Source organism: Bacillus sp. LQ01, assembly GCF_057624735.1.
Genome location: NZ_JBYEZL010000001.1, coordinates 81,676 through 107,316, shown reverse-complemented (window position 1 = coordinate 107,316; position 25,641 = coordinate 81,676). Strand labels below are relative to the sequence as shown.

Genomic DNA, 25,641 nt, shown 5'->3' with positions numbered 1-25,641 from the left:
CGCAATTTGCTCGTTTTTTCTTTTGTAAAACATATATAATAGAACAAAGAGGTGAAAAACATGTCAATCGAATCGCTATGGAGCAGTCGCTTCCAACAACATATTCAAAATATCATTACATACTTTGCACGTATGATTAACGGTTTACTATATAGCTTTATCTTTATTTCATGCGTTGGCGCATATTATTATGCTCAGTTTCTAAAAGCATCTCCTTCTAAAGGAATATCTTTAATAATTATAACGATTGTACTTACATTCCTTATAACGAGATGCCCTATCCGTACATTTATTCAAAAACCTGATGCTGTCTATTTACTAGCACTAGAAGAGAAATTAACATCTTATTTCAAAAAATCTCTTCTATACAATTACATCATTCAGCTTTTCCCATTGTTATTTACGTTCCTTATTCTCGTTCCACTTGCTATGCAATCATTACAATTAACTGTACCTTTTTTATGTACAATCTTTATCGTGTTAATGATTACGAAAGCCTGGAACATGTACATACATTGGATGTGGCGTGATAGTCACGAAAAAAATATATGGCTGATCATTCGTATTACTTGTAACGCCCTAATCATTTACATGCTGTTTTATTCCGCAAATGTTCTCATATTGGGCGGACTACTCTTACTACTTGCTTTCCTACTTCTATATACGAAAAAACAGCCTACAAAACGAATACCGTGGGATTACATAATTGAGCAAGAAGAAAAAATGAACGTTCGTTTTTATCAATTTGCTAGCATTTTCACAGATGTTCCGCAACTGAATAAACAAGTAAATAAAAGAAAATGGCTTACAAATTGGATTGAACCTTTATTACATAAAAAACGAGCAACTTTCTTCTACTTACATACACTAGCATTTTTACGTGGAAATGATTATTTCGGTATATATATTCGCTTAGGATTGATCGGTGCTTTCGCCTTATATTTCATACCAAATATATACGTAAAAGGCGCTATCGCTTACATCGTTTTATATATGATCTCTATGCAGCTTCGTTCACTATGGAAATATTTTTCGGGAAATATTATTGTAGCATTATATCCAACCCATACTGAAGAAAGGATGAAGCAATTTCTTAGCTTAATCTTTATATTGCTAAGTATTCAACTCATTGTATTTTCGAGTGTTATACTCATTGCTACAGGTCAATTTTTACATAGCCTTATCATTATGATTGTCGGGTTACTCTGGATCAAATTTATTATTGTACCAAAAACGAAGCAAAGAATTTCCGCATTTTAACGAAAAGAATTATCTTAAAAGCCAAGGAGAAAATAAATTTTCTCCTTGGCTTTTTTATTTTGCTTCCTCAAACAAGAATCACTGAAACAACCGATATTTTATGATTTTACATACAAAAACGATAATACATGTTTACGACCTAATAAAAAGGGTATCTATTAATTAACAGAGTAAAGGAGGGGCCTATATTGTGAATAAAAAAACGGAACAATTGAAGCATCACGTTACTGACAATCAATGCAAACATGCTTTAACAACAAATCAAGGGGTAAAAATAGCTGAAGATGAATTTTCTTTAAAGATGGGCTTAAGAGGCCCAACCTTAATGGAGGATTTTCACTTTCGTGAGAAAATGACCCATTTTGATCACGAACGAATTCCCGAAAGGATTGTTCATGCACGCGGGGTTGGCGCTCATGGTTATTTTCAGCTTTATGAATCTTTAGAAACATATACGAAAGCAGATTTTCTTACTAATCCTTCAAAGAAAACACCTGTATTTGTACGGTTCTCAACCGTTCAAGGTTCTAAAGGATCCAACGACACAGTAAGAGATGTACGCGGATTCGCCACAAAATTTTATACAGATGAAGGAAACTATGATTTAGTGGGTAATAATATGCCAGTATTCTTTATCCAAGATGCTATTAAATTTCCTGATTTTGTCCATGCAGTTAAACCAGAACCACATAATGATATTCCTCAAGGAGCTAGCGCTCATGATACCTTTTGGGACTTTGTTGCGCATAATCCTGAGTCCACTCATATGGTCATGTGGCAAATGAGCGACCGAGCTATTCCGCGTAGTTTACGAATGATGGAAGGTTTTGGAGTTCACACATTTCGACTCATTAACGCAGAAGGAAAAGCCCATTTCGTAAAGTTTCACTGGAAACCTACCCTCGGGGTTCATTCATTAGTATGGGATGAAGCTCAAAAGATTGCCGGGAAAAATCCTGATTTTCATCGTCAAGATTTATACGAAGCAATTGAAAAAGGGGATTATCCTGAATGGGAGCTTGGATTACAGCTAATTCCAGAAGAAGATGAACATAAATTTGATTTTGATATTTTAGATCCAACGAAATTATGGCCAGAAGAAGCAGTTCCCGTAAAATTAGTTGGTAAAATGACACTGAACAAAAATGTTGATAACTTCTTTGCTGAAACAGAGCAGGTAGCTTTTCACCCTGGTCATGTCGTACCAGGTATTGATTTTTCAAATGACCCTCTTCTGCAAGGAAGATTATTCTCCTATACAGATACACAATTATCTCGTTTAGGGGGCCCTAATTTCCATCAAATTCCTATTAATCAGCCTGTATGTCCTTTTCATAATAATCAACGTGATGGTATGCATCAAATGCAGATTCATCGCGGTCAAACAAGCTATCATCCTAATGGATTAAATAACAATCAACCTGCAACCGTCCAAGCCGAACAAGGAGGATATGAACATTATCAAGAAAAGATTGATGGGCATAAAATTAGAGGTCGCAGTAAAAGCTTTCTTAACTTTTATTCTCAGGCTAAACTTTTCTACAATAGTATGAGCCCTATTGAAAAGCAGCACATAAAAGAAGCTTTTTGCTTTGAAGTTGGGAAGTGTAAATCAGACATGGTGAAGGCAAATGTAATTGCTCTCTTAAACCACGTCGATCGTCAATTAGCACAAGAAGTCGCTAACATTATTGGAGCTCCTTTACCTAAGGAAAATCACGAAGTAAATTCAGATGCAAAATCACCTGCACTAAGTATGTCCAATACTATTTTTAAATCTGATTCCAAAAATGTTGCAATTCTATTAAATGGTGACCCAAGCGTCTCACTTCTGTCCGAATGGATTCAAGCTTTTGTACAACACCGAATTAACTATAGTATCATAGATAATAAAATTTATCAGTTCAATGATTCCATTAAAGTAACTGACACTTATACAACAACAGACTCCTCCCTTTTTGATGCAGTATTAGTGTTTAGTAGTGAGTCTGTCATTCAACCCCCTGTTTTAGAATTTGCAGAAACTACTTTTAAACATTTTAAACCGATAGCTCATGTCCTTAGTAATCCTCATGCTTTGGACCATAGTAAGATTAAACTGGATGGAGCAGGAGTTTACAACTTAACAAATACTTCAATTGAATCATTTATAGAAGGCATTGCCCAAGGAAGATTCTGGAGCCGATAATATAATATAAGGAGCGGATTAGAATGAGTAAAAAAATTGCTATTTTAATAACGGATTATTTCGAGGATACAGAATACACAGAGCCAGTAGAAGCTTTTAAACAAAAGGGATATGAATTCACAACTATTGAAATGGAAAAAGGGAAAACGGTACACGGTAAGCAAGGAAAAAGTGAAGTCGTGATTGATAAAAGTATTGATGATGTTTCTCCAGAGAACTTTGATGCCCTCTTCATACCGGGTGGATTTTCTCCAGATATACTTCGTGCCGATGAACGTTTTGTTCGCTTTAGTAAAGCATTTATGGATGCGGAAAAACCTGTTTTCGCTATTTGTCACGGACCTCAGCTACTCATCACTGCACAAACACTTGAAGGACGCGATGTAACTGGATATAAATCTATTGAAGTCGATTTAAAAAATGCCGGCGGGAACTTTCATGACAAAGAGGTTGTCGTATGTCAAAATCAGCTAGTAACAAGTAGACAGCCAGAGGACATCCCAGCGTTTATTGAAGAATCGTTGCGTATATTAGGATAACTACTTTGGTTAACTAACCTCCTTTTATTTACATGAAAATAATGAATCAGCGGGGTTTTATTCATCCCCCCACTGATTCATTAGCCCTCACCAACTGGTCGTTTACAGGAAATCCGACCACCACAAATAGCAAGATAAATAAAAAGAGGGGAATCCAAAAGTTCAGTTTTAATAATCTTTTGGATTCCCCCCTTTTCTCGCCCAAAAATTCCTTATCACTTTTCATAGGCATTTCTCATATAGTGAAAATGACTATATAATTCCTATCCATAAGTTAAATAATGATTTCGCACATATATAAATACAAAAGATGGGAGCCCTATTTATGAATAACAATCCACCTTCAACGCCCCAAGACAACTCCGAAAACAATAGCCGTGATATTACGCTGCAAACATTAAGGGTCATCGGACTCGTCGTCCTTATTAGTGGTTATATCCTCGTTGCGCTCTCTGAAGTAGGTGAGCTGAAAGTCTTATTAACAAACCCAAATAGCAATCCTGATTTAGCTGAAGTTGATCCGTTTTAAAAGCCATATGAAAAGCGATTTCTAGCATCGCTTTTCATATCGTTTTATCCAATCTGAGAAACCTCCCCCTCATACTTCTCTCTCCCTATCGCCTTCATAAATAGTAAAATACTGCTCATACCAACGATAAAGTACAGAGCACTCATGCCCCAAGATGCAATAAATGAACCTAGCATAACACCTAATGCCCCGTTCATTTTTGCAACTTGAAAGACCATTCCGTTAATCGCCATATATGAACCTCTCGCCTCATTTGGCACCATATCTGCCATAATAGATTGACGCACTGGCACATACATCATCTCGCCTACCGTTTGGAAAAGCCCTGCAATTAATAAAATCCATAAGCTATTGCTCGTTCCGAGTATTGTAAATCCAATCGTGTAAATAAATAAGCCTACATATAAGATTTTCAAATCGTTGAAGCTTTTCAGCATTTTAATAAGAAGTGCTGAACATAACACAACTAAAATTGTATTCTCTGCAGAAATCCAGCTCAGCATGCGAATACCTGTTAAATCAAACGTAAAACCATTCCCGAATAAAAAGTGCACCGTTTCAAATTCCTTCTGCAAACGTACCCCTAAATAATTATTAATTTGAAACTCTAACGATAATGTACATATACTCGCTGCACAAAAAATTAAAAATGCTTTATCTTTCATCACGACTTTATAACTATCTGCCATATCTTTTAATACATTTTTCTTCTCCATCGTTTTTCGTGCTACATACACTTCTTCCATATACACAGCCATCACATATAAAGTCATAATGGCAACAAGCGTTAATACGATAAACAATTGTAGTCTATAGTTTTCAAATAGTAATCCACCAAATATCGCTCCAATTGCAATGGATAAGTTAATAGCCCAGTAATTAATGCTGTACATCACTTTTCGATTTTCAGGTGTACTCACATCAATTAACATCGCCTCTGTCGCAGGATTCATAAGTCCAGACCCTAAACTATTCACTAACATAAACACAAATGTTAGCCATGGTGAGTCAACGTAATCCGAATTCGCAACTCCCATACAAGCAATGGAAATGACTTGTATACTTTGACCGATAATCATAACCTTTTTACGCCCAAGCCGGTCTCCAACATATCCACCGTATAAACCAATTACTAATGAAGCTATGACATTAATAAGTAGTAACGCACCAGCAATCGCACTACCTAACTTTATGGAAAAATAAATCGCCATAAATGGAAAAATCATCGTAGACACAGTACGTGTTAAAAACGATGTTATAATTCTAATTTTTATATTTCGATGCATACTCCAAAATCCCATTGTTTCCCCTCCTTATGCTTACTTATTTTACTTTGAAAAAAAGGAAGAAAAAGGTTAGAATATTCTAAAGAGTTTCCCCTTTTATGATAGAAGGAAGTGTATATATGAAAATTATGGACTATTACATTAGACTAAGACTACATGCACAAGATCAACAACATATGCGAAATAGCTTACAAGAATTAGCGGATGTTTTATATTGCAGTACGAAAAACGTAAAGATTTTATTAAAGAAAATGAGCGAGGAGCAATTAATTAGCTGGACTCCAGGGCGAGGCCGCGGAAATAAAACGGAAATTCTATTTATACATAATCTCGTAGAAGCGATTGAGTCCTATACAGATGAACTGTTAGCACAAGAAAAATTAAAAGATATCTTTCTTCTTTTAAAAGAACCCCTACCCCTTGCACTTCAAAAAAAGATAGAAAATAAACTACATCATCATTTTGGATACGAACCTTCAAATGATATGTACGACGTATTAAAGATTCCTATATCGAGAAAGATATTCCCATTAGATCCGGCTTTTGTGGCTGTAACTACAGAGAGTCATCTTACGAGTCAAATTTTTGATACGTTAGTTGTCTATAACGATGTTACTGAAAAAATGGAGCCTCACATTGCGCATACATGGGAATTAAGTGAAGATGGACTTACGTGGACCTTTTATTTACGAAAAGATATATATTTTCACAATGAATCAATTTTAACTTCTAAAGATGTACAGTTTTCATTTGAAAGACTAAAGCAAGTTCAATCCCCTTTCGAATGGTTAACAGAAGAAATTGTTCAAATTGAAACACCATCACCACTGCAAATTCGATTCCATTTAGCAAAACCAAATTTATTTTTCTTACACTATGTAAGTTCAATGCAGCTCGCAATTTTACCGCGTGATACGAGTATTCAAAATCATCATTATATAGGTACTGGACCTTTCAAACTTGCTCATTACTCTGAAGATAATATCGTACTCGAAGCGTTCACCCATTATTTTAAAGAGCGCGCATTATTAGACCGTATTGAATTTTGGGGTATTCCTGACCATGTGCAAATAGATGCTGATTATGAACTACCAAACGAAGAGGAAAATGAAAGGCATGATATACAAATAGAAGAAATAGGTTGTATTTATGCTAGCTTCAACTTAAAAAAAACTGGTCCTCATCACGACATTTACTTTCGAAAAGCTTGGAGAGAACTATATGATGTTGAAATGATACTTCGTAACATAGAGGGTAGACGGACAATTGCTGCATCAAGCTTTTTCCCTGATAGAAGCCGCCTTGCAACAAGAAGATCCTACTCTTTAGAAAAGGCAAAAGAGTATTTGAAAAAGAGTACATATAATGGAGAAACGATACATATTTACTTCTTCGCATTTAAAGATAGTGCAAATGATGCATATTTCTTAAAAGAACGATGTGAAAGTTTAGGTATACAAGTAGAGCTTCACCCATTTCCCGTTTCAGATTATATGAATCGCTCTATTGATAAACATGCTGATATTATTTTCATGGGAGAAGTCTTTGCTGCCAATCATGAAATTGCATTCTTAAATGTATTTAAAAATAAAAGTTGCTTCGTAAATCGGTTCATGGACCCGCACTACGAAAAACAAATTAACTGTTTACTAGATACATTTTTACTAGAAGAAAATAAAGAAAAGCGTTATGAACTCATGTATGAGATTGAAGAGTTTTTACAAGCAGAACACATCATTTTATTTAACTATCACGTTCTAAAAAGAAAAACATACCCTTCTTCTTTAAAAAATGTAACAATTGATTCATTTGGTTGGGCAAATTTTGCAAAGTTATGGATACAGCCATCCATGTCTTAAAATATGAGTCATTATAAAAGGAGAAGGTACTACATCCTTAGTAGTACCTTCTTCACATACTATTATTTAATTACTCCATCTAAGTGATCTTTCAATTTCCCTAAATACTTCTCTATATCCGGATTCTTCACCACATCATAACAAGCAAAACTCTTTAACGGACTCATACCGAGAAACTTCTGCACGCGGTGTAAATGACTAAGCGCTGATTCTAAACTTTCTCCTTCAAAGAACTTCGTCTTATCTCCAAATGCTTTTTTAGGTGCATTCCAAGTTGTAGAGAACATATACTCTTTCTCTTTTAATAAACCACCTGTTCCATATTCATCTGCACCTTTAAAGAACAAACCGTATTCATATACTTCATCCATATACGTTTTAAATAAGCCTGGTACACTAAACCAGTAAATTGGCGTTTGATAAATCACAACATCGGCCCATAAAAACTTATCTTGTTCTTCTTTAATATTGTAACCATCTTGAATCGTTGTTGTTTTCACATGATGATTCTCGCCTAATACAGTAACCATATAATCTACTAACGTTTTATTTAATCGTCCTTCCTTTGTACCGTATTTTTCATGTCCATTTATAATAAATATATTTTTCATCGCTTTCCTCTCCCCTATATGATCTACTCTTCAGCTATTAAGCCGAGTTGCTGCTGTAGTGTAAGATTATCTTCTAAATGCCAATCTTCTGTTATCTTTCCGTCTTTCACATGTAAAATATCAATTGCAAAAAAATTAATTTTCTTACCATTATGCGTTCCTGTAAAAGAAAGACGGGCCGTTACTTTATCACCAACAACTAATAAGTCTTCAATCTCGCAATGTATATCAGGCACAACTTTACGAAAATTTTGCGCTGCAAACTTTAATCCTTCAATGCCTTGTGGTCGCCCTTTCGGCAATGTATTATCGAAGAAATCTTTAGTAACAGTCTGCGGAATAAGTTCCTCCTTACCTGTATCCCAAAATGCATAAAAACGCTGCGCCGCATGAACCATTTCTGTCGCTTCTTTTTTACTTAGTGAGGGATCAATTGTCATTGCTTTTGGCTTTGGCATTTCTTTTAATAACTGAACTTCAGTTTTTTGTTCCACACCACATGCTACAAGCACAATACAAATAACAAACAAACTAAGAAATCCAAATAACTTTTTTATCCCCATGGAAATCACCACCTCCTTATATAAATCCTTTTTGTTTCGTATTGCTATTGTATATGCACTAACTTTCTTTATGAAAGTAGTGATATTTTTTTCATATAGTTACCAAAAGTATAGTTTTGTGATACTATAAAGCAAATTCATCCAAAAAAATTTTATGGAGGCTAGTTCCATGAACGATATAAATCCAGTTGAATTAACGAAAGGTTTACCTGGCATACCTTGTCCCATCGCTAAAACGCTTGATGTAATTAGTACAAAATGGACGTTTTTAATCATTCGTGATCTTCTTATCGAAGGAACATTACGCTTTAGTGATTTACAAAAATCAATGGATGGTATTAGTCCAAAAACATTATCACTTCGACTAAAAGAATTAGAGTCTCAAGGCATTATAACGAGAAAAGTATATCCAGAAGTTCCGCCTCGTGTAGAGTACACATTAACGGATAAAGGAAAGCAATTAGAGGGGATTTTTATTGAATTAAAACGGTTTGGGTTAAGTTTATAAAATGAAACTTTAATCAGGATAAAACAAAAACCCCTTACCGTCGTAAGGGGTTTTATTACTTCGCAAAACTTTCAGCCAACTGTTTCTCTCTCCACATAAATGTAATAGCGAGACCAACTATTAAAACAACGCCTGAAAATGCATATGGATAATGAATATTCATATCAAATAATATTCCGCCCATCGCTGGTCCTACGATATTTCCTAAACTCGTATAAGTCGAGTTCATTCCAGCAACGAATCCTTGCTCTTTTCCGGCTGCTTTTGATAAAAATGTCGTTAAAGCTGGACGAAGTAAATCAAATGCTAAGAAAATGAAGCAAGTAACGAGAAGTACAATCCAATAATTAAAGACTACAGTTGAGACGAATGCTAATACTGCACCTACAATTAAACATATTTGAATTAACACTTTCTCACCGAACATTTCTACCAATTTGCCAAACATAAATACTTGCACAACTACCCCAAAGATTGAACTAATTGTAATAATTGCTGCGATATCTTTCGGCGAGAAGCCAAATTTATGATCAGAGAACAAGCTAAACACTGTTTCATACGCTGATAATCCGAATGCGAGTACAAATACGATAATAAATGCAATTGCATACATTGGATGTAATGATTTCTTTAAATCACCAATAAAACTTGATTCCTTCGTATTAGAAGAAATCTCTGCAAGTTCTTCTTTCGTTAACGGTTCTTTTAAAATAAAGATCGAAATCACACATGCTATAAAAGCAATTACTGCTGCAACGAAAAACGGCACACGTATACCGTATTCTGCAATAAATCCGCCGATTCCAGGACCTATAATGAATCCAGTACTAATAGCCGCAGATAAGTATCCCATCGCCTTTGGACGTTCCTGAATAGATGTAATATCCGCAACATACGCCGTAACACCAGGCATAATAAAAGCAGCACTAATTCCGCCTAATACCCTTGCTACATAAAGCATCCATACATCTTTTCCTAATCCAAAAAGAAGCTCTGAAACACCAAAAATAAATAATCCAATGATTATCATTTTCTTTCTACCGTAAAGATCAACCCACCGGCCTGTAATAGGTGAAGTAATGAGCTGTGCCATTGCAAACACTGCAACGAGATATCCCATCGTCTTCCCTGTTAAATGCATATCATTCATAAAGGACGGCATAACCGGAATGATTAATCCAATCCCTAAAAAAGCGATAAATATATTACTCAAAAGAATGACCAATACCATCTTTTGTTCTTTTATCGGTTTCTTCACTTTTTAACACCTCTTCCCGTAAGTTCCTCTCAAAAAATAATGCCCAAGAAGCTTTTTCTTTATCCTTCTATTTGTGGGCTAGTCATGAGTAGAGATGCCCCCCTACTCGTTAGAATTTCACACTATCCTTCCACACATACATACGCATTAGATGAATGACTATCATTCAGTTTTCCTCAAAAATGAACCTACCTTTTCAGACAGGTTCATCTCACTATTTCTTTATATGTAGTGCATGTGTTAAAAAATCTAGTACTTCTGCCTTTTGCAAATCGACTTGCTCATCATCTTTATGATCATATAAATACACTTGTTCCGCTGCTGATTCAACTAGAGCGATAAATAACTTCGCTGTTCGCTCTGCGTGAACCGAATCACGAATTTCACCAGCTTCTTTTGCCTCATTTAAAAATTCACTTAGCCACATATAAAGGGGCTCATACACAGCTTCCCATTCTTTTATATGTTCTGTAGATGCAAGACCAGCATACATTAAAGCCTGTATTTCACGATATTCAGCTATAAAGTGAAACACCGCATCTATTACTTGCGTCACTTTACTTGAGAAAGGCGCATCGTTTTGCACTTTTTCTTTCACTGCAAGTATCATCTTTTCAACCATCACTTCTGCTATTGCAGGCATAACAGATAACTTAGAAGGAAAATATAAATAGAAAGTTCCTTGCGCAATGCCAGCTAATTTCACGATATCAGAAATCTTCGTTTTTTCGACGCCCTTTTCCTGAAACACTTCAATAGCTGCATAGACAATTTTCTCTTTTTTATTCATCATCTAAACCCTTTCACACGCATATTGAATGACTGTCACTCATTTTATAAGATAATCGATTGTACTGTCAATGATAGTGAACTCTAAGAGGAAATCATTTTTTTATAATAAAATCTCCTAATAAACAATTAGGAGATAAAAATACAATATATCTTTAAGAAAGTGCCTTTAATCCTGTCACTCCACATACAATAAGAAACACACTAATGATACGCGCTTTACTTTTCGACTCACCAAACAAGAACATGTTTAACAAAACTGCACCTGCTGTTCCGATACCAATCCAAACCGCATACGCGACACTTACTTGTAAAAATAAGAAGGAAGTATACAAAAATGCGAAGGATGTAGCAAACCCACCTATATAAATCGCACCATTGGCTAATGTCTTATCTTTACTATACATTTTAAGTCCTATCACACCGACTATTTCACTAATTGCAGCACAAAATACGAAAAACCAACCCATTTTTAAGCAACTCCTTCCACAGTTTCTTCTTTATTGTCAGCTAACTTTAAACCGATAACGCCGGCTACTACCATAAGAATGAAGAATAGTTTGCCTGCGCTGAAACTTCCACCGAAAAGAAATACATCCATTAAGAAAGTACCTACCGTACCAGCTCCAGCGAAAATAGCATATACAGTTCCTGTTGCAAGATGTTCACACGCTTTAGAAAGGAAGTGAAAATCAACAGCAATAACTCCTAAAATAATAATCCAATGCCACCAAGTATCGGCCGTATTAAAACCAAACACCCAAAAAATTTCAAAGATACATGTTAATATGACATATAACCAAGCTCTATTTTTCATACCTCTCACCCTTCATGACTGACTATCAGTCATTTTTATTTTAAAAAAATATACTCTTTCATCAATACTATATAAAAACAACTATCATCCTCATTTACCATTGTATTTGTTCCATTTCTAAGCTAACTGCATCCTGTCACACGAAAATGACTGAATGTCATTCATATATATTGTACATGAACATTTTAAAAATTGTCAATGCCGAAAGTTTATTTAAAATTTCTTTCATCCTATTTGTATATTTCCTAATAATCTGTCAATAATGCTAGTAACATAATATTTTCTCCACTCCCCCTTGGAGAGATCCCTTGAATGGAGCAGTTAGCTTTTGCTAGCTGCTCTTTTTTATTTATCCATACACTATGATGAAATACTCATAGATCAAATCCATTTTTCATCACATAACAACCATCTATTTATTTTCCAATGAGCCTTTGTATGCACGAATTTTATTCTCAAGCATCTTCTCTGTAACCTCTAAGTTTTCTCTTTGAATCTGAATAGATTTCCTATGATCTTCTAGGAGCTGTAAACGAGCTTCTGTTGTATGCGCCCCTTCTGTATATAATCTAGCGTATTCTCTTATTTTCGCTATTGGCATTTGCGTTTGTTTTAATTTCATTACAAACTGCAACCACTTTATATGTGACTCTTCGTAAAGTCGATTTCCATTTGTATCACGATTTGCAATCAATATATTTTCCTTTTCATAATAACGTAGTGTATGTGTGCTCAATCCTAATAATTTTGCTACCTCACTAATTGTATACATACTAAACTCCCTCCACATGCTTATCCTTATATATTTTATGAACGTATCAAATTTATAAAAAACATTTGACTTAGAGTATACTCTAACAAATACAATCTAACCATAAATAAATTTGAATTTAGGGGGATTTTATATGAAATACACTGTTATTACTGGTGCAAGTTCCGGAATTGGTTATGAAGCAGCTTTAGCATTTGCATCTCGCGGGAAAAATTTAGTACTTGTAGCTCGAAGACAAGAAGAATTAGATGGATTAAAATTGAAAATTAACGAAATGCATCCAGAGTTAGATGTTGTCATTCGACGAACTGATTTATCTGTTACTGAAGATGTTTATAAACTTTATGAAAGCCTACAAGCTTTTCAAATTGAAACGTGGATTAATAACGCAGGTTTTGGTAATTTCGCCTCAATTGCCGAACAAAATTTAAATAAAATCGAGACGATGTTGCATGTCAATATAGAAGCACTAACAATACTCTCTTCTCTTTTCGTTCGAGATTATTCAATGGTTGACGGAACACAGCTTATTAACGTTTCATCGGGCGGCGGATACACGATTGTTGCTGATGCTGTTACGTATTGCGCTACAAAATTTTATGTAAGTGCCTTTACAGAAGGGCTGTCTCACGAACTGAAAGAACAAGGCGCAAAACTGCAAGCAAAGGTTTTAGCACCTGGGGCAACTGAAACAGAATTTGCAAAACGTTCATTTGGTATTGATGAGTTCGAATACGATAATGTTGTACCGAAATTCCACACTGCAAAACAAATGGCACAATTTATGCTCGACCTTTATGATAATGATAAAGTTGTAGGAATTGTCGACGGTTTAACGTATAACTATGAACTTAAAGATCCACTTTATAATTTTGCCGTAAGACAAACGAATTCAAATTCTTAATAACCTGTCCATTTCTTATGTAAATATATGTTCCCACTATATCTGTAAATAATAGTGGGAACTTTTTCTCTATAAATTTTTTATCCAACATACCGAACCATCGCCACTTCATCACAATAATCCATCTTTGGACAATGTCTACAATCAATCCATACTTTCTCTGGCAACGCTTCTTTATTTATAAAATCAAATCCACACTTTTGAAAAAATACTGTTTCATATGTTAAGGAAATTACTCTTCTTACATTTATTTTCGTAGCTTCCTCCATTACATGATTTACGAGCATACGTCCTATCCCTTTCCCTGCATATGTATGCGAAACTACTAACGATCGTATTTCTGCAAGATCTTCTCCTAACACATGCAATCCAGCAACTCCAACAATTCTCTCGTCTTCTTTCATAACATATAAACATTGCAAATATTGATAAAGAGACAAAAGAGAACGTGGTAAAACAACTCCCTCTTTTGCATAAACCTCAATAAGACTATAAATTTCTTTCACATCACTGGTCACCGCATTACAGATTTTCATATTACATCCCCTTGCCCCTCAATATTAATATTTATAACTTTAAATGAATTTTAATTCATAATTTCATATAATAATACAGCTCTCTTTTCTCCTCGTCAATCACTTTATACAAACAAAAAACCAAGCAATCTAATCGATGCTCGGTTCCTCATCTCGTATCGGTAATACTGTTGAATATTTAATTTCACGAAGTGCCAAACTCGTCTGTATACGTGTAATACCAAGCTTATTCAGCTTTCTAATAAACTGCTCTAGTTCTTTACGATCACGATTTGCAACCTTTAATAAATAATCGTACTCTCCTGTTAAACAGTGACATTCTAACACTTCCGGCATCGATTCTAATTCTTTCTCCAACACTTCTAACTTGTCAAATTGATGAATATTCGTACTCATAAAAATAAAGCATAATAAATCAAACCCAAGCTTTTCTTGATTTAAAATCGCAACTTGCTTATCGATGAAACCTTCCCCATCTAACCTTTTTATTCTTGCATGCATCGCAGCCGGTGATAAATTAACGCGACGTGCCAGCTCTGCATTACTTACTTGTGAATCCTTCTGCAATATATCTAAAATTTGTACATCCAAATCATCCAACACTTTAATAACAGACGACTCCATTACAATTCCTCCTTTTTTCTTACCGATGATTATTCGAAAAAACAACTTATAATTTATATAAAACTGAATATCTTTCTGTAAATATCATTTTAAACTAAAGATTTTATCGAGTTTTCACCATTATACAAAATAATGTATTACACAATAAAGAAAAATGCTAAAATTATTTACAATTCGTATTGATTACAAAAAAGGGGATTTTATCATGCCTTATTTTTACGTCTTTTTACTATTACTAACGAGCTTATTATGGGGAGGAAATTTCGTCGTTGGAAAATCACTCGTCGATCATGCATCACCGATGACATTGACAAATTTAAGATGGATGATTGCGATTGTTTGTTTATTACCAATGGTATGGCTTAAAGAAAAGAAAATCCTTCCACCACGTACCGCAATAATTCCGTTAATATTAATGGGAATTTCAGGAGTCGCTCTTTTTAACATCTTTCAATTTTTAGCATTAGAAAAAACATCCGCTACGAATGTAGGGCTTATTTCTACATTGAATGCAATTTCAATCGCATTATTTTCAGTATTATTTCTAAAAGAAAAAGTAAATACACTTCAAATCCTATCCATGATTCTTTCATTCTTCGGGGTCATCCTCGTCCTATTAAAAGGTGATTTCTCGCTTTTATTTTCACTACATTTTAATAGCGGTGATTTATGGATGATTGCAGCGGTTTGTATTTGGGGAATCTATTCTGTTTGTAGTAAATGGGCAACAAAAACAACTACACCACTTATGGCAACGTTGTACTCTGGTATTTTCGGCGTTATTTTATTACTACCGTTTAACATAGGTAGCTTCACTGTTTCAAATATAAATACTTCTTTCATCACATCACTTTTATATACTGGGCTTATTTCGACAGTTCTTTGTATGGTATTTTGGAATATTGGCGTACAAAAATTAGGCGCAACTACATCAGGTATTTTTCTAAACTTCAATCCAATTTTCACAGCCATTTTAGCATTCATATTTCTCGGAGAAGAATTAACGTGGATACAAATTTTAGGGACAATTGTCGTTGTAACAGGATGTTATTTATTTTCTCATTTCAAAACTGTTGCCGTTCAGCCAACTAGACCTTTAATACGAAAACATTCTTAATGAAAAAACATCGTCATCTAGGTTGGCGATGTTTTTATTTACTCTTCATTTCTCTTATATACTGCTTTTCCTCTTCTGGCGATAAACGTTCCGTCGCCTTGCCAGTATCTCCACCTTGAAGGCTCCATAAAAAGTTATGCTCCTCAACAGTTTGAGAAAAATCTCCTTTTTCCCACCTATTTATAATAGAAAATAACTTCATTTTATATTGAAAACCTGTACTATTTTCAATATCTCTTTTTACATTAGAAATTTCCTTTTTTGTCATCTCTACAAATCCCCATTTTTCAGAGGATTTTACCTTTTGGTGCACCATTTTATGCATAGTAGAAATAATTTCACCTTCACTAATTTGCGGAGCTTCTTCTGCAGCTTTTTTCTCTTTTTCGTTTGCCGCTCGCTCGGTTTGAATATTTTTATTTTCTTTTTCCACATATGCAAGCAATTTCTTTCCGCCAACTATAGACGAGAAAATTACTATAATTGTAATGCATATACCTACGATCCATTTAAAAAGCATTAGCTCTTCATTGCTTCCTTAACAATATAACTATCTACATACTGCTTAAACTTCACGATTTTTCCGTTCTCCAGTTGCCATACATGAACAAATTCTGCTTCAAATGATTTTCCTGTTTCTTTATAAACTCCAGAATACATACCTTCAGCAATAATTACATCTTTTCCGCTTACTTCATGATACATATTTACACTTGCTTTATAATCATCCCATTCTGATCCTAAACGGCTAAATACATTTTTCATTATAGCTTCTACGCCTTTATATGTTCCGCCGTACGGGAAACCTTCTGCCTCTGTCCATTCCACTTTTTCAGAGAGGGCTTCTGCTAAATGCTTTGCATTTGAAGAAGCTGATCCTTCATACGTGCTTTTAATAATTTCTAAATTTGATTTAGGCATATTACTTCCTCCCGTTTATTTTTACACAAGATGTAACTCACGTAGTTACATCTTGTGTAAAAAAATATTTAAATTGTTTTACTCTTAATCTATTAGTTGTAATCATTATAGTTACAATATTTCTTCAAGTCAACATTTATAAATAAAATTTACTTCGTTTTCATTACTTTCTCTTTTAAGAAACGATCTACATATCCTTCTGCTTTTACTACGAATAAATACGCACCCATTGATAATAATGCAAGATCTAATTCATATCCTGGATTCTTTCCATCTCCTAATAAACCTGCTGCTCCATTTACCTTTACGATAGCTCCAGCTAAAATAAGAGCGAATAACAATCCTACATATCGTACACCTAAACCGATAATTAATAATATACCACCAACTAATTCTACAGTTGCTACGCCATATGCAAGGCCACCTGGTAAACCGATGCTTGTAAACCATCCTGCTACGTTATCGATACCTGATTGAAACTTTGCTAAACCGTGTGCAAAGAACGTAACTCCTAACACGATACGAATAATTAAATTCCCAATATATTGATTCATTTTGAACTCTCCTTTTTGTTTTGTTATGGTGAACTTTTATTTACAAGTCAAAACAATACGGTATTTTATTTCATTCGTCAAATACTTTTTTAAAGAAAACAAAAAACATTATCCGTTTTACGGATAATGTTTTCTTACAAAATAGCGCTAATTCAAGCTTTTATTCTATCGCATAAAAAAAGTTGAAACATTTTTCCAGCGCCAATATAAGGCAGTAAAGACACGTCCTCTTCTACAACCATTCCAACAACATTCACTTTCTCATCTACAGATAAATCATTTATGGCAACTTGCATCTCCCCTGCATATCTACCATACAATTCATTATCAATTGTAATACTCCCTTTCTTTCTTACAATTGTATGCATCGGCTTTATCACCACTCTATTTCCTTCCCTTGATTCTACAGATCGAATAACATCACGAGCCGGATCTAGTCTATTTGTATGCACTTGCTCTACCAATTTTAATACTTCTTTATCAGTTATAAATGATTTGTAACGCAATGGAATAATCCCTCTACTTGCACTAGCTACTTCTTGCATACTTTTTAAACTTGCGCTTATATCTCCAATCAATACTTTATCAACACCACAATCTTGAACAAGTTCTAAGTACGCTTCAAGTGGGCGCATATTGCGATGTTTTTCTAACGTTGGTAACCCTTCATATAACGGCCCTCGTTTTTCACCATCTCCTGGAATAAATGCCATTGTCTTTATTCCGCACTTCTGTAAATATTGATTTTGTTTTTGTAAGAAAGACTTTGCTAGTCCTGTCTCTGGGCGCGGGTAAAAATTATGCCATGCTTCTACATTCTCTACTCTTATATGTTCTGCAAGTAATTCTTTCCAAAATGATTTTGTAATCGTACTCGCATTTAAAGCTACTTTCATCTTATGAGATACGCTTGCAATTTCTTTTGGCGCAATGCCGTAATCCATTCTTAAACCGGTAATGCCCCAGTTCAATAACTCTTCCACATTTTCATATGTTAGCCCTAAATGGTGTAACGATTTTGGAGAAACATCAACCATTAGCTCCATTTCATGTGCAAGAGCTTGTCTCCCTAATATTTGAATTAACTCTTTATACGTATTTGGATCATCTTCTGGAATGTGCAGTGATGTAAAAATAGATGTAAACCCATTTTCCTTCGCTCCTTTTAACCACTCTTCTTGTTTCTCTACTCGTTCTTTTGAAAGATAAATGGAAACTCCGATCATATAAATCTCCCCTTCTATTAATAGAAAAAGAGAAAGGAATCCCTTTCTCTATATGTTTTCTGCCATTTCTTCTTTAAATCCGAAGAAGTACGTAAAGATAAATCCGAAAGCATATGCAATTACTAAACCTAAGAAATATAGTAAATATTTATTGTCAGCAATTAACGGAATTAAAGATAGCCCTGATACGCCAATTCCAAGAGAAGCTGTTTGCATAACTGCTTGGAATGCACCACCGACAGCCGCTCCTAAACAAGCAGTAATAAACGGTTTCCCAAGTGGTAATGTAACCCCGTATAATAGCGGCTCACCAATTCCTAAAAAGCCAACTGGCAATCCACCTTTAATTACATTTCGAAGTCGTTTGTTTTTTGTTTTCACATAAATCGCAATTGCTGCGCCCACTTGGCCAGCACCAGCCATTGCTAGTACTGGTAATAAAGGTGTTACGTGTGTTTGATTAATAAATTCCATATGAATTGGTGTTAAACCGTGATGCAATCCGACCATAACGAGAGGTAAAAATGTTCCCGCAAGTACTGCGCCAGCAAATGCTCCGCCAATATTTAAAATCGCATTAATTCCGCTCGTAATACCATCTGATAAGAAACCTGCTAATGGCTGAATTGCTAACATCGTTACGATACTTACAACTAATACAGTAATGAGTGGTGTCACGATTATATCAACTGCATTCGGCACTGCTTTTCGAACTTGTCTTTCCACTACAACCATAAGCCATGCTGCAAAAATAACTGCGAATAATCCGCCCCGTCCGGGCACTAATGCTTCACCAAACAATTTTACGTTTGCCATCGCCGGGTTGAAAATTAAAATGCCAGCAATTGCCCCAAGAACCGGTGTCCCGCCGAACTCTTTCGCTGTATTCCAACCAACTAAAATTCCTAAGAATGTAAAGATACCGCCGCCAATGAGTAGTAACATTTGTAACCACGTTGCATTTGGATCAGCACCAGCGTTTTTCGCAAAGTTAGCAACCCCGTTTATAATTCCTGACGCAACAAGTCCTGGAATTAACGGAATGAAAATACTTCCTATTTTTCGTAAAAAGTTTTTCACTGGTGTATTATTTTTCTTCTTAATCTCTGATTTCATCTCTTGCCCAATATCTTCAAGGTGATGATCTGCTATCTCACCAATTCGTAGTCCTGTTAAGCCTTCCATTTCAGCTGCTACTTTATTTACTGTTCCTGGACCAACGACAACTTGAAGCGTCTCATCTTCTATAACACCCATAACGCCTTCAACTTTTTTTAAAAGGTCCATATTTACTTTACTTTCATCATGAAGCGTTAATCGTAGTCTCGTCATACAATGAGCAATACTACGAATATTTTTTATTCCTCCAAGTTGCTCCGAAATTTCCTTGGCCATTCTCTCTTCTTTCTTCATAATAGAATCCCCCTCCCTATTATTTTATAGTGCTTTCTTCACAAACCCTTTTGCGCATTTTAGTTTCTCCAGTGCTTCCCCATATTCGCACTGCAACAACACCATAACAATGGCAGCTTTTACGTTACGTTCTGCCTTTTCATAATACTCTGCCGCTACTTCATAACTAGCGCCTGTTGCTTCCACAATAATTCGTTTTGATCGTTCTACTAACTTTTCATTTGTGGATTGAACATCTACCATTAAGTTTTTATATACTTTTCCTACACCAATCATCGAAGCTGTTGAAATCATATTCAACACTAATTTTTGTGCTGTACCAGCTTTTAAACGCGTTGATCCTGTTAATATTTCTGCACCTGTCTCTACTTCCACATTTAACTTTGCATATTTACTTATTTCAGCATTTTTATTACAAGAAATACTCGCTGTACTCGCTCCTACACTCTGTGCGTATTTCAAGCCGCCAATTACGTAAGGAGTTCTGCCACTTGCAGCAATTCCAATCACTGTATCTTTCTCATTTAATCCAATACTTTTTAAATCTTCTTCTGCTAACTCTTCGCGATCTTCGGCACCTTCCACCGCTTTAGTAAACGCTTTCAATCCACCTGCTATAAATCCTTGCACCATTTTATCATCCGTGCCAAATGTCGGCGGACATTCCACTGCATCTAGAATACCTAAACGACCACTCGTACCAGCACCAATGTAAATTAAACGTCCCTCTTCTTCAAAAGATTTAATAACAGTCTGTACAACCTTTTCAATTTGTTCTATCTCTTTTTCAACTGCTAACGCAACAGTTCGATCTTCTTCATTCATACTTTGTAACACTTCTTTTATGCTCATCTCATCCAAATTCATTGTTTTCTCATTACGATGTTCTGTCGATAAATTTTCTAACATATTGCCACCCTCTTTGAAATTATATTTCACACTTTTATTATAACTTTAAGAAACTAAAAATCAATTACTCTTTCTTATTTTATGAAATAAAATTTCACGACATGACATATTTTTGTCAAAGATCATAAAGTGAAACTTTAATCAGTGTGGGTTTTGTTCATCCCCACTGATTATTAGCCCGCACCAATCGGGCATTTACGGGCAGTTGATCCCCACCTAACTTTCTTTGCTTCCGCTGAATTTTGAAGTGAGGGTCTTACTGCACGGCAAATAGGGGGATAAAAAAAGATGAGTCTCCTCATCTTTTCTTCTACTTTAACTTCCGTAACCGCAACGCTTCTTCTCGTGTCTCCATAAATTGATTCAATACTTTATTACCAATTCGATTGAAAGTAATCACATATAAAGCATCGATCATATTCAATTGCGTCATTCTCGAAGCAATACTCGCAATACGATGATCTTGTTCTACATCTGGCATACAAAGGCGAATATCCGCTTCTTTATATAACGGTGATGATTGATCTAGTTTCGTAATTCCAATAACAGTTGCACCTTGTCTCTTTGCATACTGCGCCATTTCAAGCACATCTTTCGTTCGACCAGATGTTGAAATCGCAACAAATATATCGCCTTCTTTTAAATTCGTCACAAGCGGCAACATCATATGAAAATCAGATAGCATCATCGCTGTAAATCCGAGCCTTGTAAATTTATAAGCTCCGTCCATCGCCGGAGTAGCTGATCCGCCTACTCCATAAAAGATAATTTTATCGGCATTTACAATACGATCTGCAGCTTTTTCAAGTTCTTTTTTATCTATCGCCGTCACGCTCGCCTCAATTGCAGCTTTATTCACATAAGTAACTTTATTAAATAAATCATACGGTCCATCTTCTGTATTCATCACTGAAAAATCGTTAATATTATAATCAGCAATCGTTAATTCACGAACGAGTGCTATCTTAAATGCTTTAAAACTTCCGATTCCAATCGATTTACAAAAGCGAACGACACTCGCTTCACTTGCGCCTGCATTCGTTGACACTTCTTTCGTCGTTAAATTCGGTACAATCTCTGCATTCTCCATTATGTACATGGCAACCTTCTTCTCAGCTGGTGAAAATTGATCCATATTACTTTCAATTTTAAATAGTAATGTTGAAGCTTTCACTATTTAACCTCCACTTCTTACGGTTGCGTTCACTTATTTTCTCTTGCTTCAATAAGGTAAAAACCATCATCGCCAGGAGGATGAAACACATTTACAATGCGATTCCCTTTTTGATAAACAGTTCTTTCCCCTTCTGTCCACTTCTTTTCCCAACCGTTCATCCAAATCGCAACATCAGGTAAAAAAGCAGTATATTTCAGCTTCTGACCGTACTCACCATCTGCTTCTTCCGAAAAAATAGAAACCGGAAAATCTTTCACTTTTGATTCTTTCCATGCAGTAAATGGTATACATACTGCAATAAGTACGATTACACCAATAACCTTCTCCTTCGTAATCTTCACACTTCCCTCTCCTTGTCATATCACATACATAGATTTTACCATAATTACAAACCCTTCATGCTATATGATCATTGCTTTTGGGAATAAAAAAAGAGCTTACCTACATCAGATAAGCCCTTCCTCTCTATACAAAATATTTCTTCAAAAGTGGCGGTGTAATAATCGTCGTCAATATAACAACAATAACAATCGCTGTGAAATTTTCTTTCGCTAATAAATTCGCCGTAAGTCCATTTGCAGCGATGATAAGCGCTACTTCACCACGTGATACCATCCCCGCGCCAATACTAATAGAAGATTGGAGATTAAATCCTGTCAGTCTCGCTCCTAAACCTGATCCGATTAACTTTGTGAAAATTGCAATGAGAGTCATAATAATAATGAACCAAAGCTGGCTTCCAATGCCTTGAAATGTAATTTCCATTCCGATACTTACGAAGAATACTGGAACAAATATTGCATAAGCAATCGGTTCAATTTTATGTTCCACCTCATGCTTATACTCTGTTTGAGAAATAGCAATTCCTGCTGCAAATGCTCCAATAATGCCTGCAATTCCCATCATTTCACTGTAATAAGAAAAAGAGAAGCAAATAATAAGAGCCGCGCTAATTAACGCTTCTGTTACACGAAGCGGTACAAGCATTTTCATAATCCAAGGAACGACTTTCCAAGCAATAAAAACAATACTTACAAAGAAAATAATTTTCTTTACAATGACAAGTGTTATATTCACATCTTGTGTTCCTAAAAAACTCATTACAAATGCCAATAAAATAACGACAATGACATCATCAAATACGGCAGCACCTAAAATTGTTGTACTTTCTCTCGTATTCATTTTTCCTAGATCACGTAGCGTCTGGACCGTAATACTAACCGATGTTGCGCAAAGTAATAACCCTAAAAAAATGGCATGGGACTGTATTAATCCAAACAGCAATCCTGTTACATAACCACCGATGAAAGGAAAAATAATTCCACCAGCCGCTACTGCAAATGACGATTTCAAATTCCGATTTAACTCTTCTAAATCCGTTTCAAGTCCCGCCATAAACATAAGCAACAAAACACCAATCTCACTCAGTTCATCAATCAGTTCAGAACTATTAATAATACCGAGTACAGCCGGACCGATAATAATACCGACAATTAACTTACCAAGTACAGAAGGCTGACCAAGTCTTACACTAATGTCACCAGCTAATTTCGTACAAAGTAAAATGACGACAAGTTCAAAATAAAATAACATAGCATCTGCTCCTACTTTAACTTTAATCAGTGGGTCGTTAACCCCCGTACATTTCTGCAAGTAGTTTCCCCTATTGATCCGCATTTTATTTGTCATATTTTTATTTGACAAAATATTCTGAATTATATTAAGATTAATCCAGCAATTTTAAAAACTATATACCATAACTGCACCTCCACTTCCTTACTTACTCTTTTTTAATGGGCTCATACTATAGTCGCAGTTATGGAAATGAAAAAACGGGGGGAGAGTCCAAAGTGAAGTCATTATTACGAAAAAAAGCGCTTAGTACTGAATCACCAAAGCAGCTAGCTAGAACATTAACTGCACTCGATTTAACGTTTTTAGGAATCGGCGCCGTAATTGGGACAGGGATCTTTGTATTAACAGGTATTGTTGCAGCAAAACATTCTGGTCCTGGTATTATGCTATCATTCCTTATTGCTGCATTTACTTGTGCTTGTGTAGCCTTTTGTTACGCTGAATTTGCTTCTTCTATTCCTGTCTCAGGAAGTGTGTATACTTACGCATATATGACAGTCGGAGAAGTCGTCGCCTTCATCGTCGGATGGTGTTTAATGCTCGAATATTTACTTGCCGTTGCAGCAGTAGCTGTCGGTTGGTCTGGTTATTTACAATCATTACTACAAGGTTTCAATATACACCTGCCCGCCATAATCGCCTCGGCCCCTGGCGTAGGAAAAGGTGGCCTCATCGATTTACCCGCTGTTTGTATTTTACTAATCATTACCGGTCTTTTAAGCTTCGGTATACGCGAAAGCGCTCGCATTAATAATATTATGGTTCTTATCAAGCTAGCAGTTATTATCGCTTTTATCGTAGCAGGCGCAAAATATGTAAAACCTGAAAACTGGACACCGTTCATTCCATTCGGATACGACGGTATTATTACTGGGGCTGCCACTGTGTTCTTCGCCTTCTTAGGATTTGATGCAATCGCAACCGCTGCAGAAGAAACGAAAAAGCCGCAGCGTGATTTACCAATTGGTATTATCGGTTCTCTTCTTATTTGTACTGTTTTATATATGATTGTATCTTTCGTTTTAACAGGTATGGTTCCTTATACACAATTAGACGTTTCTGATCCAGTTGCATTTGCATTGCACTTCGTTGGTGAAGATGCAATTGCAGGACTACTCGCTGTTGGAGCGATGACTGGAATGACAACCGTCCTCTTAGTCGTTATGTATGGACAAGTTCGCGTTTCATATGCAATGAGCCGTGACGGTCTACTTCCAAAAGCGTTAGCACGTGTAAATAAAAAAGTAAAAATCCCTTTATTAAATACGTGGATTACTGGCGTTGTTGCCGCTTTATTAGCAGGCCTTTTAGATTTACATTTGCTAGCGAATTTAGTAAACATCGGCACATTAACAGCCTTTACATTCGTTTGCTGCGCAGTACTTATTTTACGAAAAACACATCCTGACTTAAAACGCGGATTCCGCACACCTTTCGTACCTGTACTACCAGTTGTCGCGATTCTTTGCTGCTTATATTTAATGATCAATTTGTCTAAAACAACATGGATTAGCTTTGCAGTTTGGCTTATAGTCGGCTTATGCTTCTATTTCTTCTACTCTAGAAAGCATAGTCATTTAGCTATTGAAAAAACAAATGATGAACAGAAAAAAGCATAACAAAATAGCTCGCCGATAAAATGGCGA

General features: G+C 35.5%; 28 protein-coding genes. 9 read left to right on the top strand and 19 right to left on the bottom strand.

The annotated features are described in order from the left end of the window. The first annotated feature begins 60 nt into the window (after nt 1–60). The 4 genes from AC22L0_RS00655 (at nt 61) to AC22L0_RS00640 (ending at nt 4,516) form a co-directional block, all read left to right on the top strand. Nucleotides 61–1,260, top strand: a complete 1,200-nt coding sequence (locus tag AC22L0_RS00655) for an ABC transporter permease (protein ID WP_000021375.1) — start codon at nt 61–63, stop codon at nt 1,258–1,260. Between the two features lie 190 nt (nt 1,261–1,450). Then, nucleotides 1,451–3,448 (top strand): catalase, encoded by a 1,998-nt coding sequence (locus tag AC22L0_RS00650; protein WP_487272083.1) that lies wholly within the window; start codon nt 1,451–1,453, stop codon nt 3,446–3,448. 23 nt (nt 3,449–3,471) lie between these two features. Further along, nucleotides 3,472–3,987, top strand: a complete 516-nt coding sequence (locus AC22L0_RS00645) for a type 1 glutamine amidotransferase domain-containing protein (protein ID WP_000037532.1) — start codon at nt 3,472–3,474, stop codon at nt 3,985–3,987. Nucleotides 3,988–4,312: 325 nt separating this feature from the next. After that, nucleotides 4,313–4,516, top strand: a complete 204-nt coding sequence (locus tag AC22L0_RS00640) for a hypothetical protein (RefSeq protein ID WP_001063872.1) — start codon at nt 4,313–4,315, stop codon at nt 4,514–4,516. A gap of 44 nt (nt 4,517–4,560) precedes the next feature. Here AC22L0_RS00640 and AC22L0_RS00635 read toward each other — a convergent pair whose 3' ends face one another. Next, nucleotides 4,561–5,817 carry an MDR family MFS transporter gene (locus AC22L0_RS00635; protein ID WP_087966312.1) on the bottom strand — a complete coding sequence of 419 codons (1,257 nt, stop codon included), beginning with the start codon at nt 5,815–5,817 and terminating at the stop codon, nt 4,561–4,563. Nucleotides 5,818–5,900: 83 nt separating this feature from the next. On the opposite strand from AC22L0_RS00635, the gene AC22L0_RS00630 reads away from it, so the two are divergent. Beyond that, on the top strand, nt 5,901–7,661 hold the full coding sequence (locus tag AC22L0_RS00630) for an SgrR family transcriptional regulator (RefSeq protein WP_140160724.1): 1,761 nt from the start codon (nt 5,901–5,903) through the stop codon (nt 7,659–7,661). A gap of 62 nt (nt 7,662–7,723) precedes the next feature. On the opposite strand, the gene AC22L0_RS00625 is transcribed toward AC22L0_RS00630, so the two are convergent. Together AC22L0_RS00625 and AC22L0_RS00620 are read right to left on the bottom strand one after the other, a co-directional pair. Then, entirely contained in the window at nt 7,724–8,272 is a 549-nt protein-coding gene (locus AC22L0_RS00625) for an NAD(P)H-dependent oxidoreductase (protein ID WP_000789184.1), read from the bottom strand. Between the two features lie 23 nt (nt 8,273–8,295). Then, on the bottom strand, nt 8,296–8,835 hold the full coding sequence (locus AC22L0_RS00620; protein ID WP_000511560.1) for an ester cyclase: 540 nt from the start codon (nt 8,833–8,835) through the stop codon (nt 8,296–8,298). A 169-nt stretch (nt 8,836–9,004) separates the two neighbouring features. Between AC22L0_RS00620 and AC22L0_RS00615 the strand changes: the two genes are divergently transcribed. Beyond that, entirely contained in the window at nt 9,005–9,343 is a 339-nt protein-coding gene (locus AC22L0_RS00615) for a winged helix-turn-helix transcriptional regulator (RefSeq protein ID WP_000997917.1), read from the top strand. 55 nt (nt 9,344–9,398) lie between these two features. On the opposite strand, the gene AC22L0_RS00610 is transcribed toward AC22L0_RS00615, so the two are convergent. The 5 genes from AC22L0_RS00610 to AC22L0_RS00590 all read right to left on the bottom strand — a co-directional run bounded on the left by AC22L0_RS00610 (nt 9,399) and on the right by AC22L0_RS00590 (nt 12,979). Then, nucleotides 9,399–10,601 carry an MFS transporter gene (locus tag AC22L0_RS00610; RefSeq protein ID WP_487272082.1) on the bottom strand — a complete coding sequence of 401 codons (1,203 nt, stop codon included), beginning with the start codon at nt 10,599–10,601 and terminating at the stop codon, nt 9,399–9,401. A 214-nt stretch (nt 10,602–10,815) separates the two neighbouring features. Beyond that, nucleotides 10,816–11,394, bottom strand: coding sequence for a TetR/AcrR family transcriptional regulator (locus AC22L0_RS00605; protein ID WP_001999151.1), 579 nt, complete (start codon nt 11,392–11,394; stop codon nt 10,816–10,818). Nucleotides 11,395–11,545: 151 nt separating this feature from the next. Then, on the bottom strand, nt 11,546–11,860 hold the full coding sequence (locus AC22L0_RS00600; protein ID WP_000539671.1) for a DMT family transporter: 315 nt from the start codon (nt 11,858–11,860) through the stop codon (nt 11,546–11,548). Between the two features lie 2 nt (nt 11,861–11,862). After that, nucleotides 11,863–12,207: a DMT family transporter gene (locus AC22L0_RS00595; RefSeq protein WP_000796011.1), complete on the bottom strand. Its 345-nt coding sequence runs from the start codon at nt 12,205–12,207 to the stop codon at nt 11,863–11,865. Nucleotides 12,208–12,619: 412 nt separating this feature from the next. Beyond that, nucleotides 12,620–12,979 carry a MerR family transcriptional regulator gene (locus AC22L0_RS00590; protein WP_000288059.1) on the bottom strand — a complete coding sequence of 120 codons (360 nt, stop codon included), beginning with the start codon at nt 12,977–12,979 and terminating at the stop codon, nt 12,620–12,622. A gap of 133 nt (nt 12,980–13,112) precedes the next feature. On the opposite strand from AC22L0_RS00590, the gene AC22L0_RS00585 reads away from it, so the two are divergent. Next, a complete protein-coding gene (locus AC22L0_RS00585; RefSeq protein WP_000878073.1) occupies nt 13,113–13,883 on the top strand; it encodes an SDR family NAD(P)-dependent oxidoreductase in 771 nt (256 codons plus the stop codon). 80 nt (nt 13,884–13,963) lie between these two features. Here the strand turns inward: AC22L0_RS00585 and AC22L0_RS00580 are convergent, their stop codons facing one another. Continuing rightward, on the bottom strand, nt 13,964–14,419 hold the full coding sequence (locus AC22L0_RS00580; protein ID WP_000686662.1) for an N-acetyltransferase: 456 nt from the start codon (nt 14,417–14,419) through the stop codon (nt 13,964–13,966). A gap of 129 nt (nt 14,420–14,548) precedes the next feature. Next, nucleotides 14,549–15,043, bottom strand: a complete 495-nt coding sequence (locus tag AC22L0_RS00575; protein ID WP_000446088.1) for an Lrp/AsnC family transcriptional regulator — start codon at nt 15,041–15,043, stop codon at nt 14,549–14,551. Between the two features lie 205 nt (nt 15,044–15,248). Between AC22L0_RS00575 and AC22L0_RS00570 the strand changes: the two genes are divergently transcribed. Then, nucleotides 15,249–16,160 carry a DMT family transporter gene (locus AC22L0_RS00570; protein WP_048567866.1) on the top strand — a complete coding sequence of 304 codons (912 nt, stop codon included), beginning with the start codon at nt 15,249–15,251 and terminating at the stop codon, nt 16,158–16,160. Between the two features lie 34 nt (nt 16,161–16,194). Here the strand turns inward: AC22L0_RS00570 and AC22L0_RS00565 are convergent, their stop codons facing one another. The 9 genes from AC22L0_RS00565 to AC22L0_RS00525 all read right to left on the bottom strand — a co-directional run bounded on the left by AC22L0_RS00565 (nt 16,195) and on the right by AC22L0_RS00525 (nt 23,953). After that, nucleotides 16,195–16,680 (bottom strand): PRK06770 family protein, encoded by a 486-nt coding sequence (locus AC22L0_RS00565; protein ID WP_000897980.1) that lies wholly within the window; start codon nt 16,678–16,680, stop codon nt 16,195–16,197. Then, the gene (locus tag AC22L0_RS00560; protein ID WP_001126691.1) at nt 16,680–17,081 is read right to left on the bottom strand and encodes a nuclear transport factor 2 family protein; all 402 of its coding nucleotides are present in this window, start codon (nt 17,079–17,081) and stop codon (nt 16,680–16,682) included. The genes AC22L0_RS00565 and AC22L0_RS00560 overlap by 1 nt, the downstream gene beginning before the upstream one ends. Nucleotides 17,082–17,230: 149 nt before the next feature. Further along, the gene (locus AC22L0_RS00555; RefSeq protein WP_001077751.1) at nt 17,231–17,635 is read right to left on the bottom strand and encodes a DoxX family protein; all 405 of its coding nucleotides are present in this window, start codon (nt 17,633–17,635) and stop codon (nt 17,231–17,233) included. Between the two features lie 152 nt (nt 17,636–17,787). Beyond that, a complete protein-coding gene (locus tag AC22L0_RS00550) occupies nt 17,788–18,861 on the bottom strand; it encodes a DUF871 domain-containing protein (protein WP_002196231.1) in 1,074 nt (357 codons plus the stop codon). A gap of 48 nt (nt 18,862–18,909) precedes the next feature. After that, nucleotides 18,910–20,274, bottom strand: a complete 1,365-nt coding sequence (locus tag AC22L0_RS00545; protein WP_000711291.1) for a PTS transporter subunit EIIC — start codon at nt 20,272–20,274, stop codon at nt 18,910–18,912. Nucleotides 20,275–20,298: 24 nt separating this feature from the next. Continuing rightward, nucleotides 20,299–21,183, bottom strand: coding sequence for an N-acetylmuramic acid 6-phosphate etherase (gene murQ, locus AC22L0_RS00540; protein WP_000892344.1), 885 nt, complete (start codon nt 21,181–21,183; stop codon nt 20,299–20,301). Between the two features lie 310 nt (nt 21,184–21,493). Beyond that, entirely contained in the window at nt 21,494–22,357 is an 864-nt protein-coding gene (locus AC22L0_RS00535) for a MurR/RpiR family transcriptional regulator (RefSeq protein WP_000648164.1), read from the bottom strand. Between the two features lie 29 nt (nt 22,358–22,386). After that, nucleotides 22,387–22,701, bottom strand: coding sequence for a hypothetical protein (locus AC22L0_RS00530; RefSeq protein ID WP_000704957.1), 315 nt, complete (start codon nt 22,699–22,701; stop codon nt 22,387–22,389). Nucleotides 22,702–22,825: 124 nt separating this feature from the next. Then, nucleotides 22,826–23,953, bottom strand: a complete 1,128-nt coding sequence (locus tag AC22L0_RS00525; RefSeq protein WP_001985966.1) for a cation:proton antiporter — start codon at nt 23,951–23,953, stop codon at nt 22,826–22,828. A gap of 257 nt (nt 23,954–24,210) precedes the next feature. On the opposite strand from AC22L0_RS00525, the gene bcaP reads away from it, so the two are divergent. After that, entirely contained in the window at nt 24,211–25,614 is a 1,404-nt protein-coding gene (gene bcaP / locus AC22L0_RS00520; RefSeq protein WP_000838700.1) for a branched-chain amino acid transporter BcaP, read from the top strand. Nucleotides 25,615–25,641 lie beyond the last annotated feature (27 nt).

Bases quoted from the DNA above. Each gene is read 5' to 3' on its own strand.
- AC22L0_RS00655 (WP_000021375.1), top strand. From the start codon at position 61: ATGTCAATCGAATCGCTATGGAGCAGTCGCTTCCAACAACATATTCAA.
- AC22L0_RS00645 (WP_000037532.1), top strand. From the start codon at position 3,472: ATGAGTAAAAAAATTGCTATTTTAATAACGGATTATTTCGAGGATACA.
- AC22L0_RS00640 (WP_001063872.1), top strand. From the start codon at position 4,313: ATGAATAACAATCCACCTTCAACGCCCCAAGACAACTCCGAAAACAAT.
- AC22L0_RS00635 (WP_087966312.1), bottom strand. From the start codon at position 5,817: ATGGGATTTTGGAGTATGCATCGAAATATAAAAATTAGAATTATAACA.
- AC22L0_RS00630 (WP_140160724.1), top strand. From the start codon at position 5,901: ATGATAGAAGGAAGTGTATATATGAAAATTATGGACTATTACATTAGA.
- AC22L0_RS00625 (WP_000789184.1), bottom strand. From the start codon at position 8,272: ATGAAAAATATATTTATTATAAATGGACATGAAAAATACGGTACAAAG.
- AC22L0_RS00620 (WP_000511560.1), bottom strand. From the start codon at position 8,835: ATGGGGATAAAAAAGTTATTTGGATTTCTTAGTTTGTTTGTTATTTGT.
- AC22L0_RS00615 (WP_000997917.1), top strand. From the start codon at position 9,005: ATGAACGATATAAATCCAGTTGAATTAACGAAAGGTTTACCTGGCATA.
- AC22L0_RS00605 (WP_001999151.1), bottom strand. From the start codon at position 11,394: ATGATGAATAAAAAAGAGAAAATTGTCTATGCAGCTATTGAAGTGTTT.
- AC22L0_RS00600 (WP_000539671.1), bottom strand. From the start codon at position 11,860: ATGGGTTGGTTTTTCGTATTTTGTGCTGCAATTAGTGAAATAGTCGGT.
- AC22L0_RS00595 (WP_000796011.1), bottom strand. From the start codon at position 12,207: ATGAAAAATAGAGCTTGGTTATATGTCATATTAACATGTATCTTTGAA.
- AC22L0_RS00590 (WP_000288059.1), bottom strand. From the start codon at position 12,979: ATGTATACAATTAGTGAGGTAGCAAAATTATTAGGATTGAGCACACAT.
- AC22L0_RS00585 (WP_000878073.1), top strand. From the start codon at position 13,113: ATGAAATACACTGTTATTACTGGTGCAAGTTCCGGAATTGGTTATGAA.
- AC22L0_RS00580 (WP_000686662.1), bottom strand. From the start codon at position 14,419: ATGAAAATCTGTAATGCGGTGACCAGTGATGTGAAAGAAATTTATAGT.
- AC22L0_RS00575 (WP_000446088.1), bottom strand. From the start codon at position 15,043: ATGGAGTCGTCTGTTATTAAAGTGTTGGATGATTTGGATGTACAAATT.
- AC22L0_RS00570 (WP_048567866.1), top strand. From the start codon at position 15,249: ATGCCTTATTTTTACGTCTTTTTACTATTACTAACGAGCTTATTATGG.
- AC22L0_RS00565 (WP_000897980.1), bottom strand. From the start codon at position 16,680: ATGCTTTTTAAATGGATCGTAGGTATATGCATTACAATTATAGTAATT.
- AC22L0_RS00560 (WP_001126691.1), bottom strand. From the start codon at position 17,081: ATGCCTAAATCAAATTTAGAAATTATTAAAAGCACGTATGAAGGATCA.
- AC22L0_RS00555 (WP_001077751.1), bottom strand. From the start codon at position 17,635: ATGAATCAATATATTGGGAATTTAATTATTCGTATCGTGTTAGGAGTT.
- AC22L0_RS00550 (WP_002196231.1), bottom strand. From the start codon at position 18,861: ATGATCGGAGTTTCCATTTATCTTTCAAAAGAACGAGTAGAGAAACAA.
- AC22L0_RS00545 (WP_000711291.1), bottom strand. From the start codon at position 20,274: ATGAAGAAAGAAGAGAGAATGGCCAAGGAAATTTCGGAGCAACTTGGA.
- murQ (WP_000892344.1), bottom strand. From the start codon at position 21,183: ATGTTAGAAAATTTATCGACAGAACATCGTAATGAGAAAACAATGAAT.
- AC22L0_RS00525 (WP_001985966.1), bottom strand. From the start codon at position 23,953: ATGTTATTTTATTTTGAACTTGTCGTCATTTTACTTTGTACGAAATTA.